Genomic DNA, 15,689 nt, shown 5'->3' on the forward strand with positions numbered 1-15,689 from the left:
GGAGCCCAGAATGACTACGTCCCAGGCCCAGCTGGTTGAGGCGCTGCGTGCTTCCCTCAAGGAGACCGAGCAGCTTCGGCAGCAGAACCGGCAACTGATCAACAGCAGCACCGAGCCGATCGCGATCGTCGGGATGAGCTGCCGGTATCCCGGTGCCGCCGACCCCGACCAGCTGTGGCGGATCGCCGCCGAGGGGATCGACGCGGTGGCGCCGTTCCCGGAGGACCGCGGCTGGGACCTGGCGGCGCTGTACGACCCCGATCCGGATCGGCCCGGCACGGTGGCGTGCCGCGAGGGCGGGTTCGTGGCCGGCGCCGGGGACTTCGACGCGGCGTTCTTCGGGATCTCGCCGCGTGAGGCGCTGGCGATGGATCCGCAGCAGCGGCTGCTGCTGGAGGCGTCCTGGGAGGCGTTCGAGTCGGCCGGGATCGACGTGACGACCCTGCGGGAGAGCCGGACCGGCGTGTTCACCGGCGTGATGAGCTCGGACTACCTGGCCAACCTGGCCGGCGCGCCGGACGGCATCGAGGGCTACGTGAGCACCGGCAACTCGGGGAGTGTGGCGTCCGGGCGGGTGTCCTACACGTTCGGTTTCGAGGGCCCGGCGGTCAGCGTCGACACGGCCTGCTCGTCGTCGCTGGTCGCCCTGCACCTGGCGGTGCAGGCACTGCGCCGGGGCGAGTGTGGCCTGGCGCTGGCCGGCGGGGTGACGGTGATGGCCGGCCCGGACACGTTCGTCGAGTTCTCCCGGCAGCGGGGGCTCGCCGCGGACGGCCGGTGCAAGGCGTTCGCGGGCGCCGCCGACGGCACCGGGTGGGCCGAGGGCGTCGGCATGCTGCTGGTGGAACGGCTCTCCGACGCGCGCCGCAACGGTCGCCGTGTCCTGGGAGTGATCCGTGGGACGGCGGTCAATCAGGACGGCGCGTCGAACGGCCTGACCGCCCCGAACGGTCCGTCGCAGCAGCGTGTCATCCGGCAGGCCCTGGCAAACGCGGGCCTGTCGCCAGCCGATGTCGATGTGGTCGAGGCGCACGGCACCGGGACGCGGTTGGGTGACCCGATCGAGGCGCAGGCGCTCCTGGCCACTTATGGGCAGGATCGGTCGGAGCCGCTGTGGCTCGGCTCGGTCAAATCCAACATCGGGCACACCCAGGCCGCGGCGGGTGTCGCCGGGATCATCAAGATGATCCAGGCTTTCCGGTACGAGGTTTTGCCGCAGACGCTGCACGTGGATGAGCCGACGCCGCACGTGGATTGGTCCGAGGGCGCGGTCTCGTTGTTGACCGAGTCGCGTCCGTGGCCGGTGTCGGAGCGTCCGCGCCGGGCGGGTGTCTCCTCGTTCGGCATGAGCGGCACGAATGCGCACGTGATCCTGGAGGAGCCGCCTGCTGCGGACCTTCCGGAGGCGGTGGTTACGGCTCCGGTGCCGTTCATCGTGTCCGCGAAGTCGGAGGCGGCTCTGCGTGATCAGGCTGCTCGGCTGAGCGCTTATCTGGCCGAGCATCCGGAGGTCTTGGATGTCGATGTGGCGTGGACGTTGGCGACGCGGGCTCGGTTCGAGCATCGGGCGGTATTGAAGGATGGGCGGATCGATCCGCAGGTCGCGGGCGATGTGCGGCTGGGGGTGATGTTCACCGGTCAGGGTAGTCAGCGTCTGGGTATGGGCCGGGGTTTGTATGAGACGTTCCCGGTGTTCGCCGCCGCGTTTGACGAGGTGTGTGCCCTGCTGCCGGGTGACGTCAAAGCGGTTGTCTTCGGTGCTGACGCGGAGCTGCTGAACCAGACCGGACAGGCGCAGCCGGCGTTGTTCGCCGTTGAGGTGGCGTTGTATCGGCTGGTCGAGTCGTGGGGTGTGCGGCCGCAGGTGCTGCTCGGTCATTCGGTCGGCGAGATCGTTGCCGCGCATGTTGCCGGTGTCCTGTCCCTGGCGGATGCGTGCACGCTGATCGCCGCGCGGGGCCGGTTGATGCAAGCCCTGCCCGTGGGTGGGGCGATGGCCGCGGTCAATCTGGACGAGGCGACCGTGGCGGCGGCGCTGGATGATCGGGTGCAGATCGCGGCGGTCAACGGTCCCACGTCGGTGGTGGTCTCCGGTGTCGTGGACGCGGTCGATGCGCTGGTCGAGGGGTGGCGTGCCGACGGGGTGCGGGTGCGGCGTCTGGCGGTCAGTCACGCGTTCCATTCGCATCTGATGGAGCCGATGCTGACCGAGTTCGCCCAGGTGCTGCAGGGTTTGACGTTCCGTCCGGCGCGGGTGCCGGTGATCTCGAATGTGACCGGCCGGGTGCAGGAGCAGGGCACGGTCGAGTATTGGATGCGGCATGTGCGCGAGGCGGTCCGGTTCGCCGACGGTCTGGCCACCGCGGCTGGGCTGGGCGTGACCGCGCTGTTGGAGCTGGGCCCGGATGGGGTGTTGTCCGCGATGGCCGGCGATGTGCTTGCTGTTCCGGTGTTGCGGGAGGGCCGGGACGAGGCGGAAACGTTCACCGCCGCCCTGGCCCGACTGCACGAGGCCGGGATGGAACTGGACTGGGCGGGCGTGTTCGCCGGTCGGGGCGCGAAGCTGGTCGATCTGCCCGGCTACGCCTTCCAGCACCAGCGCTACTGGGTGACCTCCGCAGCCGGTCAGGGTGATGCCGCCGGGCTGGGCCTGGACGTCACCGGCCACCCCCTGCTCGGCGCCGCCGTCACCGTTCCCGGCGCCGACACGGTGATCCTCACCGGCCGGGTCCCCGCCGGGACGCAGACCTGGTTGTCCGGGGGTAGCGCGCTCCTGGATCTGGCGGTGCACGCCGGCGACCAGGTCGGCTGCGGCACTGTACGGCAACTGACCATCGAGGCGCCGCTGGCGCCCGCTCCCGGCCGGGCGCTCGCGGTCCGAGCGGTCGTCGACGGCCCGGACCCGGACGGCGCGCGCCCGGTGACGATCTTCTCGCGGCCGGCCGCCGACCTCCCGTGGACCCGGCACGCGCGCGGCACGCTGGTATCCGCTCCGGCCACGACGCCGGCCTGGCCCGGCGACGACGGAGCGGTCGAGGTGACCCTGCCGGAGCCGGTCACGGCGGACGGGTTCGGACTGCACCCGGCACTGCTCGACGCGGCGCTGCCCGGCCCGGCGGTCGAATGGCGCGGCTTCACCCTGTACGCGGTGGGCGCGACCGAACTCCGGGCCCGCATCACCTCGGTCGACGGCGGGCTGTCGCTGCTGCTGGCCGATCGGACCGGCGCCGTGGTGGCGTCGGCCGACCGCGTCGTCCTCGGTGACCTGCGTCCGGTCGCGCCGGTTGCCGACTCGCTGTTCGGCGTGGAGTGGCGGGAGGTCGCGGTCGGGTCGGCGGCTGGTGTTGGTGGTGTTGAGGTGTTTTCGGTGGTTGAGGATCCGGCGGTCGGTGTGGTGGCGGCGGTGCATGGTGGTGCGGCGGCGGCGCTGGTGGCTGTGCAGCGGTGGTTGTCCGATGGTGGGCGGGTTGACGCGCGGTTGGTGTTTGTGGCGCGGGGGCCTGGTTTGGTGCAGGCGGCGGTGTGGGGTTTGGTGCGTTCGGCGCAGAACGAGAATCCGGATCGGTTTGTGCTGCTGGATGTGGGTGGGGAGGCGGTGGGGGCGGAGCTGCTGGCGGGTGCGGTGGCTTCGGGTGAGCCGGAGTTGCGGTTGCGTGAGGGTGTGTTGTGGGCGCCGCGGCTGGTGCGGGCGGCTGTCGCAGCGGAGTTGGTGGAGTTGGCCGGGACGGTGTTGGTGACCGGGGGTACCGGGGCGCTGGGTGGGTTGGTGGCGCGGCATCTGGCGGGTGTTCATGGCGTACGCGAGTTGGTGTTGACCAGTCGTCGTGGTCCGGACGCGCCGGGTGTGCCGGAGCTGGTCGCGGATCTGGCGGAGCTCGGCGCGCGGGCGCGGGTGGTGGCGTGTGATGTGGCCGATCGGGCTGCGGTGGCGGCGTTGCTCGACGGGATCGGTGATTTGTGTGGGGTGGTGCATACCGCGGGTGTGGTGGATGACGGTGTGGTCACGTCGTTGACGCCGGAGCGGTTGGGTGCGGTGTTGGCGCCGAAGGTGGATGCGGCTCATCATCTGCACGAGTTGACCGTGGGTCTCGACCTGGCCATGTTCGTGGTGTTCTCGTCGTCGGCGGGTTTGTTCGGTGATGCGGGGCAGGGCAATTACGCGGCGGCCAACAGTGTGTTGGATGAGTTGGTGCGTCGGCGCCGGGCGTCAGGTCTGGCCGGGCTGTCGTTGCAGTGGGGTTTGTGGGAGCAGTCGTCGGGGATCACCGGTCATCTGAGCTCGGCGGACATCGATCGGATCCGGCGGGCCGGTATGCGGCCGCTGGCCTCGGCGCAGGCTCTGGCGTTGTTCGATGCCGCGCTCGGCGGCGACCAGCCGGTCCTCGCGCTGATGGACTTCGACCCGGCGATCGCCGGCGGAACGGGCGGCGGCCTGCTGGCCGGGTTCGCCACGCGGCCCGGCCGCCGTGTGGTCGTCGCCGGGACCACGGCCGGCGACGACACCCTCGCCGCGCGGCTGGCTGTGCTACCGGGGCCCGCCCAGCAGGAGGCGGTCTCCGGGCTGGTCCGCACCGAGGTGGCCGGCGTACTCGGGTTCGCCGGCCTCGACCAGGTGCCGGCCGGACGCTCGTTCAAGGAGCTCGGTTTCGACTCGCTGACCGCTGTCGAGTTGCGGAACCGGTTGGCGGTGGTGACCGGGCTGCGGTTGCCGGCGACGGTGGTGTTCGACTATCCGTCGGTGGCCGCGTTGGTCGATTTCCTGCTGGTGGAGCTGGTCGGCGGGGCGGCGCCGGTGGTGCAGCAGGTGCGGGCCGGGTCGGTCGGGGACGAGCCGGTGGTGATCGTCGGGATCGGATGCCGGTTCCCGGGTGGGATCGCCTCCGCGGACGACCTGTGGCGCGTGGTCGCCGACGGTGTGGAGACCCTCGGCGGTTTCCCGGACGACCGCGGCTGGGACCTCGACCGGCTGTACGACCCCGACCCGGACCACTCCGGAACGACCTACGTGACGGTCGGCGGGTTCGTCGAAGCCGGCGCGTTCGACCCCGGCTTCTTCGGGATCTCGCCGCGGGAGGCGCTGGCCATGGACCCGCAGCAGCGGCTGCTGCTGGAGGCGTCCTGGGAGGCGTTCGAAACGGCCGGGCTCGACGTGACGACGCTGCGCGGCAGCCGCACCGGGGTTTTCGCCGGCGTGATGAGCTCTGACTACTACTCCGACTTCGGCTCCCTGCCGGAAGGGCTTGAGGGGTACCTCGGCGTCGGCAACGCCGGCAGCGTCGCCTCCGGCCGGATCTCGTATTCGTTCGGGTTCGAGGGCCCGGCGGTGTCAGTGGACACGGCCTGTTCGTCGTCGTTGGTGGCGCTGCATCTGGCGGCGCAGTCGCTGGCCAGCGGGGAATGTGACCTGGCGCTGACCGGCGGGGTCACGGTGATGGCCAGCCCCGACACGTTCGTGGACTTCTCGCGGCAGCGGGGGCTGGCGCCGGACGGCCGGTGCAAGGCGTTCGCCGGTGCGGCGGACGGGACCGGCTGGTCCGAGGGTGTCGGCATGCTGGTGCTGGAGCGGTTGTCCGACGCGCAGCGCAACGGGCATCGGATTCTGGCGGTGGTGCGGGGTTCGGCGGTCAACCAGGACGGCGCGTCCAATGGCCTGACCGCCCCGAACGGTCCGTCGCAGCAGCGGGTGATCCGGCAGGCGCTGGCCAATGCCCGTCTCTCCGCCGCCGATGTGGACGTGGTGGAGGCGCATGGCACCGGGACCCGGCTCGGCGATCCGATCGAGGCGCAGGCGCTCCTCGCTACCTATGGGCAGGATCGGTCCGAGCCGCTGTGGCTCGGCTCGGTCAAATCCAACATCGGGCACAGCCAGGCCGCTGCGGGTGTCGCGGGGATCATCAAGATGATCCAGGCTTTCCGGTACGAGGTTTTGCCGCAGACGCTGCACGTGGATGAGCCGACGCCGCACGTGGATTGGTCCGAGGGCGCGGTCTCGTTGCTGACCGAGCAGCGGCCGTGGCCGCGCGGTGAGCGTCCGCGGCGGGCGGGTGTGTCGTCGTTCGGGATCAGCGGCACGAATGCGCACGTCATCCTGGAGGAGCCGCCCGCGGCCGACGCGCCGGTGGCCTCGGTGACCGCTCCGGTCCCGTTCATCCTGTCCGCCAAGTCGGAGGCGGCCCTGCACGACCAGGCCGCCCGGCTGACGGAATATGTCGCCGCGCATCCGGAGATCTCTGACGTCGACATCGCATGGACGTTGGCGGCGCGGGCCCGGTTCGAGCATCGGGCGGTGCTGCGGGATGGCCGGATCGATCCGCAGCTCGCGGGCGATGTGCGGCTGGGGGTGATGTTCACCGGTCAGGGCAGTCAGCGTCTGGGTATGGGCCGGGGCCTGTACGAGACGTTCCCGGTGTTCGCCGCCGCGTTTGACGAAGTGTGTGCCCTGCTGCCGGGCGACCTCAAAGCGGTTGTCTTCGGTGCTGACGCCGAGCTGCTGAACCAGACCGGACAGGCGCAGCCGGCGTTGTTCGCCGTTGAGGTGGCGCTGTATCGGCTGGTCGAGTCGTGGGGTGTGCGGCCGCAGGTGCTGCTCGGTCATTCAGTCGGCGAGATCGTCGCCGCGCATGTGGCCGGGGTCCTGTCCCTCGCCGATGCGTGCACGCTGATCGCCGCTCGGGGCCGGTTGATGCAAGCCCTGCCCGCGGGTGGGGCGATGGCCGCGGTCAACCTGGACGAGGCCACGGTCGCGGCGGCGCTGGATGATCGGGTGCAGATCGCGGCGGTCAACGGTCCCGCCTCGGTGGTGATCTCCGGTGCCGAGGATGCCGTTGAGGCGCTGGTCGAGGGGTGGCGTGCCGACGGGGTGCGGGTGCGGCGGCTCACCGTCAGTCACGCGTTCCATTCGCATCTGATGGAGCCGATGCTGGCCGAGTTCGCCCAGGTCCTGCAGGGTTTGACGTTCCATGCCCCGCAGTTGCCGGTGATCTCGAATGTGACCGGCCAGGTCGAGGAGCAAGGCACGGTCGAGTATTGGGTGCGGCATGTGCGCGAGGCGGTCCGGTTCGCCGACGGTCTGGCCACCGCGGCTGGGCTGGGCGTGACCGCGCTGCTGGAGCTGGGCCCGGACGGAGTGTTGTCCGCGATGGCCGGCGATGTGCTTGCTGTTCCGGTGTTGCGGGAGGGCCGGGACGAGGCGCAGACGTTCACCGCCGCCCTGGCCCGACTGCACGAGGCCGGGATGGAGCTGGACTGGGCGGCCGTGTTCGCCGGCCGGGGCGCGAAGCTGGTCGACCTGCCCGGCTACGCCTTCCAGCACGAACAGTACTGGCTGCCCCCGACCGCTCCGGCCGGGGACGCGACCGGCCTCGGGCTGACCGTCAGCGACCACCCCCTGCTCGGCGCGATCGTCCTGGCTCCGGACGGCGACGCTGTTCAGCTGACCGGCCGGCTCACCGGCCCGGCGGTGCCGTGGGCGGCCGGCAACCGGATCGGCGACGCCGTGGTGGTTCCCGTCGCGACCCTGATCGACCTGGTCGTCTACGCCGGTGACCAGGTCGGTGCGGGCACCGTCGACACGCTGACCGTCGAAACGCCACTGGTGCTGCCGGAGAACGGCGGTCTGGCCCTGCGGGTCGCGGTCGGCGCTGACCGCCGCGTCACCGTGCACTCCCGCGCCGACGGCGTGGAGGCTTGGACCCGGCACGCGAGCGGCGTGGTACGCCCGAGTCCGGCCGCGCCCACGGCCGCCCCCGCGGTGTGGCCGCCCGCCGGTGGTGCCGAGATCGACGTCGAGGACCTGTACGCCGCCCTCGCCGAGACCGGCGTCGAGCACGGCGCGGCGCTGCGGGCCGTGCGTGCCGCCTGGCAGGTCGGCGCCGACCGATACGCCGAGGTCGCCCTGCCGCCGTCGGTGGAGCCGGGTGGTTTCGCTCTCCATCCGGCCCTGCTCGACGCGGCCCTGCACCCGGTCCTGCTCGACGCCGGGCGGTCCACTACGGGCGTGCGTCTACCGGCCGAGTGGACCGGGTTCACGCTCACCGCCCGGGACGCGACCAGTTTGCGGGTGCGGATCAGCCCGGCCGGCGACGGTGTCACCCTGCAGATCACCGACGGCGCCAGCGCCCCGGTGGCCACCGCCGAGCGGATCCGGTTCGCCGACGTCCCGTGCGGCGGCCCCCGTCGTACCAGCGACTCCTTGTTCGCCGTCGACTGGATCGGCGTGGCGGACCTCGGGACGGCTCCGGCCGGAACGTGGGCGATCCTTGGCACCGACCCGCTGGAACTGCACACCGCCCTGAAGGAGGCGCGCGTCGAGGCCACCGTGCATGCCGACCTCGACGCGCTGGTCGAGCTCCCGGTGCCCGGCACGGTCGTGGCCCAGCTGATCGCGGAGCCCACCGGTGACATCGTGACAGCGGCGCACACGGCGGCGGCCCGGGCGCTGAGGCTGGTCCAGCGCTGGCTCAGCGACGACCGCTGCGCCGACTCCCGGCTCCTGCTGGTGACGCGGCGCGCGGCCGGCCCGGACCTCGACGACCTGGCGCATGCCGCAGTGTGGGGTCTGGTGCGTTCCGCGCAGAACGAGAACCCGGATCGGTTCGTGCTGCTCGATGCCGGCACCGAACCGGTTGACGTCGACCTGCTGGCGGCCGCGGTCGCTTCGGGGGAATCGGAGCTGATCGTCCGGGATGGTGTGTTGTCGGCGCCGCGGCTGGTTCGGGCGGCTGTCGCAGCGGAGTCGGTGGAGCTGGCCGGGACGGTGCTGGTGACCGGGGGTACCGGGGCGCTGGGTGGGCTGGTGGCGCGGCATCTGGTGAGTGCTCACGGCGTACGCGAGCTGGTGTTGACCAGCCGTCGCGGCCCGGACGCGCCGGGCGTGCCGGAGCTGGTCGCGGATCTCGCGGAGCTCGGCGCGCAAGCGCGGGTGGTGGCCTGTGATGTGGCCGATCGGGCTGCGGTGGCCGCGTTGCTCGACGGGATCGGTGATCTCTGTGGGGTGGTGCATACCGCGGGTGTGGTGGATGACGGTGTGGTCACGTCGTTGACGCCGGAGCGGTTGGATGCGGTGTTCGCGCCGAAGGTGGATGCGGCTCATCATCTGCACGAGTTGACCGCGGGTCTCGACCTGGCCATGTTCGTGGTGTTCTCGTCGTCGGCGGGTTTGTTCGGTGATGCCGGGCAGGGCAACTACGCGGCGGCGAACGTGTTCCTGGACGGGCTGATGGCGCGGCGCCGGGCGTCAGGTCTGGCCGGGCTGTCACTGCAGTGGGGTCTGTGGGAGCAGTCGTCGGGGATCACCGGTCATCTGACCTCGGCGGATATTGATCGGATCCGGCGGGCCGGCATGCGGCCGCTGGCGTCGGCGCAGGCGTTGGCGTTGTTCGATGCCGCGCTCGGCGGCGACCAGCCGGTTCTCGCCGCCATGGACCTCGACCTCGGCACCCTGCGCGCCTCCGGACCGGGCGCCCCGATCTTGCGCCGCCTCGTCGGGTCCGGCGTCCGACGCGCGGCCTCGGGGGCCACCGCCGCCGGTCCCGGGCTGGCCGAGCGGCTCGCCGCGATGTCTCCGGCGCAACGCCACGCCGCACTGCTCACCCTGGTCCGCACCCACGTGGCCGCGGTGCTCGGCCACCCGGACGTGGCGGCGGTGCTGCCCGAGCGGGCCTTCCGGGAGCTGGGCTTCGACTCGCTGACCGCGGTCGAGCTGCGTAACCGGCTCAATGCCGAGACCGGGCAGCGGCTCACCGCCACTCTCGTCTTCGACTACCCGACGCCGCTGGCCCTGGCCGAACACCTCGGCGCCGAGCTGCTCGGCGCCGAGGCCGGCGGAACCATTCCGGTGCTGGCCGAACTCGACCGGCTGGAGACCCTGCTGGGCGGAGTGGACTCGGACGGCGCCGACGCCGACGCGATCACCGGCCGGCTGCGGGCGCTGCTGGCCGGATGGACCGAGAGCCGTAATGACACCCCGCAGGACGACTCCGACGATCTCGCGTCGGCGAACGCCGACGAACTGCTCGACATCATCCAGCGGGAATTCGGCCGGTCCTGAGACCGCCACCCGCTCCCTGACATGACTGAACGAACCCGATTGGTGGCCTGACCATGGCGCAGGACGACAAGCTGCTGGAAAACCTGAAGTTCGTGACCACCGAACTGCGCCGGACCCGGTCCCGGCTGGCCGAGGCCGAGCAGGCCGCGCGTGAGCCGATCGCGATCGTGGGGATGGCCTGCCGGTTCCCGGGCGGGGTGCGGTCGCCCGAGGACCTCTGGGACCTGGTGTCCGGCGGCGGCGACGCGATCGGCGAGTTCCCGTCCGGCCGCGGCTGGGACGTCGAGGGCCTGTACGACCCGGACCCCGACAAGCCCGGCACCAGCTACGTGCGGGAGGGCGGCTTCGTCGACGACGCCGACGGTTTCGACGCCTCGTTCTTCGGCATCTCGCCGCGCGAGGCCCTGGCGATGGATCCGCAGCAGCGGCTGCTGCTGGAGACGTCCTGGGAGGCGCTGGAGCGGGCCGGCATCGACCCGTCCACGCTCAAGGGCAGCTCCACCGGCGTCTACGTCGGCATGATCCACAACGATTACGGCTGGACCGTGCCCGCCGTGCCCGCCGACATCGAGCCGTTCCTGTCCAACGGCAACATCAGCAGCGTGGCGTCCGGGCGGGTGGCGTACTGCCTGGGCCTGCAGGGCCCGGCCGTCACGATGGACACCGCCTGCTCGTCGTCGCTGGTCACTCTGCATCTGGCGGCGCAGGCACTGCGCACCGGCGACTGCGACCTCGCCCTGGCCGGCGGCATCACGATCATGTCGATGCCGGTGAACTTCACCGACTTCAGCCGCCAGCGCGGTCTGGCGCAGAACGGCCGGGTCAAGGCGTTCGCGGCCGCCGCCGACGGCACCAACTGGGGTGAGGGCGTCGGCATGCTGGCCCTGGAACGGCTCTCGGTGGCACGCCGCAACGGGCGCCGGGTGCTCGGGGTCCTGGCCGGTTCGGCGATCAACCAGGACGGCGCGTCGAACGGCCTGACCGCACCGAACGGCCCGTCACAGCGCCGGGTGATCCGGCAGGCGCTGTCCGACGCCGGGCTGTCGCCGTCGGACGTGGACGTGGTCGAGGCGCACGGCACCGGGACCCGGCTGGGCGACCCGATCGAGGCGCAGGCGCTGCTCGCCACCTATGGGCAGGACCGTCCGGACGGCCGTCCGTTGTGGCTCGGCTCGATCAAGTCGAACATCGGGCACGCGCAGGCCGCGGCCGGCGTGGCCGGGGTGATCAAGATGGTGATGGCGCTGCGGCACGAGGAGCTGCCCCGAACGCTGCATGTGGACGAGCCCACCTCGCAGGTCGACTGGACGGCCGGCGCGGTGTCGCTGCTGACCGAATCACGCCCGTGGCCGAAGGCCGAGCGGCCGCGCCGGGCCGGCGTGTCGTCGTTCGGGATCAGCGGCACCAACGCGCACGTGATCGTCGAGGAGGCGCCGGCCGCCGCCGTGCCGGACCCCGCGCCGGTCGAGCACTCGCCGGTGGGCACGTCCGTCGTGCCGTGGGTGCTCTCGGCCCGCTCCGAGCCCGCGCTGCGCGCCCAGGCCGAGCGGCTCGCCGGTTACGTCGAGCGGCGCCCCGACCTGGACGCCGCCGCGATCGGCCGGGCCCTGACCGGCACCCGCGCCGCCCTGGAGCACCGTGCCGTGGCGGTCGGCGCCGACCGCACCGAACTGCTCGCCGGGGTGCGGGCGCTCGCTTCCGGCCTGCCGTCGTCGGGTGTGGTGTCGGGTGTGGGTGGTGGGGTTCCTGGGGTGGTTTTTGTGTTCCCGGGTCAGGGGTCGCAGTGGGTGGGGATGGCGGTGGAGTTGTTGGAGTCGTCGTCGGTGTTTGCGGGGGCGGTGGCGGAGTGTGAGGCGGCGTTGTCGGAGTTTGTGGATTGGTCGTTGGTGGAGGTTTTGCGGGGGGTGGTGGGTGCGCCGTCGTTGGAGCGGGTGGATGTGGTGCAGCCGGTGTTGTGGGCGGTGATGGTGTCGTTGTCGCGGGTGTGGGGTTCGTTGGGTGTGGTGCCGTCGGTGGTGGTGGGTCATTCGCAGGGGGAGATCGCGGCGGCGGTGGTGGCGGGGGTGTTGTCGTTGCGGGATGGGGCGCGGGTGGTGGCGTTGCGGTCGCGGTTGTTGGTGGGGTTGTCGGGTGGTGGGGGGATGGTGTCGGTGGTGGCGCCGGTGGCGGTGGTGGAGGGGGTTTTGGGTCGGTGGGGTGGTGGGTTGTCGGTGGCGGTGGTGAATGGGCCGTCGTCGGTGGTGGTGTCGGGTGAGGTGGGTTTGTTGGGGGAGTTTGTGGCGTGGTGTGAGCAGGAGGGGGTTCGGGCGCGGTGGGTGCCGGTGGATTATGCGTCGCATTCGGCGCAGGTGGAGGTGTTGGAGTCGGAGTTGGTGGGGTTGTTGGGGTCGGTGGTGGGTGTTTCGGGGTCGGTGGCGATGGTGTCGTCGGTGTCGGGTGGGTTGGTGGATGGGGTGGAGTTGGGTGGGTCGTATTGGTATCGGAATTTGCGGGAGCGGGTGGATTTTGAGGGTGCGTTGAATGTGGCGTTGGGGGTTGCTGGTGCGGGGTGTGTGGTGGTGGAGGTGTCGGCGCATCCGGTGTTGGTGATGGCGGTTCAGGATGTGGTCGAGGGTGTGGGTGGCGGGGTGTCGGTGGTGGGTTCGTTGCGGCGTGGTGAGGGTGGGGTTGGGCGGTTGTTGTTGTCGGCGGGTGAGGTGTTCGCGGCGGGTGTGGGGGTGGATTGGTCGCGGGTGCTGGGTGCCGGTGGTGCTGGTGCTGTGGTGGATCTGCCGACGTATGCGTTCCAGCACCAACGCTTCTGGCTCGACGGACCCGCTACGGTCAGCGACGCCAACGACCTCGGCCTGGACGCCGTGGACCATCCGCTGCTGAGCGCCGCCGTCACCCCGGCCGACTCGGACAGCCTCGTGGTCAGTGGCCGGATCTCGCTGCGCACCCATCCCTGGCTCGCCGAGCACGCCGTGCTCGGCAGCGTGCTGGTTCCCGGCACCGCGTTCGTCGACTTCGCCCTGCACGTCGGCGACCGCCTCGGTTGCGGCACGGTCGAGGAGCTCACCCTGCGCGCACCGCTGGTGCTGCCCCCGGCCGGCGGGGTCAGGCTGCAGGTGGTCGTCGAGGCCGCCGACAGTGAGGGGCGGCGCGCGATCGCCGTGCACTCCCGCCCGGACGACGACTCCGATCCGGCCTGGACCTGCCATGCCTCCGGGACCCTCGCCTCCGGGACCCTCCCCGCCGACGACTTGATCACCTGGCCGCCGGCCGGCGCTGAACCGCTCCCAGTCGACGGCATGTACGACCGGCTCGCCGACCACGGCTACCAGTACGGGCGGGCGTTCCAGGGGCTGCGCGCGGCCTGGCGGCACGACGGTGACCTGTACGCCGAGGTGGCCCTGCCGGACGCCGGGACCGCGGCCGGATTCGTGCTGCACCCGGCGCTGCTCGACGCCGCCCTGCACACCGTCCTGGTGGCCGCCGAGACCGGCCCGGACCAGGACGTGCGGCTGCCGTTCTCGTGGAACGGGGTGAGCGTGCACGCGGTCGGCGCCGCCCGGCTGCGGGTCCGCCTGCACATCGACGACGCCGGGCTGATCTCGCTGACCGCCGCCGACACCACCGGCGCGCCGGTCGCCGTCGTCGAGGGGCTGTCCACCCGCCCGGTCACCGCCGGACGCCTCGCCGCGGCCGGGGTCAACCCGCACGACTCACTGTTCCGGGTCGACTGGACCGCCCTGCCGGCGGCCCCGGCCGCCGGGTCCCCCCTGATCCTGGACGCCGGCACGGCGCCGGAGACGGGTCCCGCCCCGGACGCCATCTGCCTGACCCTGGAGCCGGCGCCGGCCGAGCCGTTCGCCGCCCTGGCGCCGCAGGTCCGGGCCGCCACCGCGACCGTGCTGCGGACGGTCCAGGCGCTGCTCGACGACGACCGGCTCGCCACGGCCCGGCTCGTGATCCTGACCAAGGGCGCGGCCGGCCCGCAGACCGGCGACCTGCCCGACGACCTGGTCCACGCCCCGGTGTGGGGTCTGATCCGCTCGGCCGAGTCGGAGAACCCCGGCCGGTTCCTGCTGCTCGACGCCGACACCGGCCGCCCTGACGACGACCAGCTGGCCGCCGCGCTGGCCAGCGGCGAACCCGAGCTGGCCCTGCGCGGCGGCGTGCTGTACGCACCCCGGCTCGCCCGGACGGCCGCCGCCGAGCCGCCGGCCCTGGACCCGGCCGGCACCGTGCTGATCACTGGCGGCACCGGAACCCTCGGCGCGCTGGTCGCCCACCGCGCGGTCACCGAGTACGGTGCCCGGCGGCTGCTGCTGCTCAGCCGCCGCGGCCCGGCCGCGGACGGGGCCGCCGAGCTGACCGCCGAGCTGGAGGCGGCCGGTGCCGAGGTCACCGTGCTGGCCTGCGACACCGCCGAGGAGAGCGCGCTGGCCGCGGCGCTGGCCACCATCCCGGCCGACCGGCCACTGACCGCGGTCATCCACACCGCCGGCGATCTCGACGACGGGGTGCTCGGCTCGCTCACCCCGCAGCGCCTGGAACGGGTGCTGCGCCCGAAGGTCGACGCCGCGGTCCACCTGCACCGGCTCACCCGTGACCTCGACCTGCGCGGATTCGTGCTGTTCTCCTCGGCGGCCGGTGTCCTCGGCGGCCCGGGCCAGGGCAACTACGCGGCCGCGAACACGTTCCTGGACGCGCTGGCCCGGCACCGGCGGCGAGCCGGGCTGCCCGCGGTGTCACTGGCCTGGGGGCTGTGGGAGCAGCGCAGCGGGCTCACCGGCGATCTCGGCGAGGACGACCGGCGGCGGATCGCCGAGTCCGGGGTGGGCACGCTGCCGACCGCGGAGGGGCTGGCGCTGCTGGACGCCGGGTGGAACTCGGAACAGGCGGTGGTCGTACCGGTCAAGCTCCAACCGGCCCGGCTACGGATCCTGGCCGATCGCGGCGACCTCGCCCCGCTGCTGCGCGGGCTGGTCCGCACCGCGGCACGCCGCGCCGCCGCCGGCGACGGCGCCGCCGAGCCGGACGGCAACGCGCTCGCACAGCGTCTGGCCGGGCTGGCCGACGCGGAACGCGCGGCGATGCTGCAGGAGTTGCTGCGTACCCATGTCGCCGCGGTGCTCGGCTTCGCCGGGCCGCAGGACGTCCTGCCCACCCGGGGCTTCCTCGACCTCGGCATCAACTCGTTGACGGCGCTGGAGCTGCGCAACCGGCTGAACGCGGTGACCGGACTGCGCCTGCCGGCCACGCTGATCTTCGACTACCCGTCCACCGACGTGCTCGCCAAGTATCTGGACGGGCAGCTGGTGGCCGGCGACGGCGACCGGGGCCGGACGGTGCTCCGCAAGGATCTGGACCGTCTGGAGCGTGCCCTGGCCGGCGCCGAGCTGAGCGCCGACGACCAGGCGGAGATCGCCCGGCGGCTGCAGGCGATCCTGGGCGGCCTGACCCGCACGGACACCGACGGCGACGTGGCCGCGCAGCTCGAGTCGGCCACCGACGACGAGATGTTCGCGCTGATCGACAACCAGCTCGGGGTGCTCTGACCGGTGGGCCGATCCTCGGGTGCGTAGGGGTGTCGGCCCTCCCAACCCCTACCTTACGGTCGCATAGGACAGTGGGCAGGCCCACCGTTTCCCCGGTC

General features: G+C 72.3%; 1 protein-coding gene and 1 pseudogene. Both read left to right on the forward strand.

The features are described 5' to 3' along the window. Positions 1–10 precede the first annotated feature (10 nt). The gene (locus BJY16_RS19245) at positions 11–10,048 is read left to right on the forward strand and encodes a type I polyketide synthase (RefSeq protein ID WP_185040881.1); all 10,038 of its coding nucleotides are present in this window, start codon (positions 11–13) and stop codon (positions 10,046–10,048) included. 65 nt (positions 10,049–10,113) lie between these two features. Then, positions 10,114–15,591 (forward strand): annotated as a pseudogene (locus tag BJY16_RS19250) (type I polyketide synthase); the annotation flags it as partial. Between the last annotated feature and the right edge of the window lie 98 nt (positions 15,592–15,689).

Source organism: Actinoplanes octamycinicus (assembly GCF_014205225.1).
Lineage (GTDB): Bacteria > Actinomycetota > Actinomycetes > Mycobacteriales > Micromonosporaceae > Actinoplanes > Actinoplanes octamycinicus.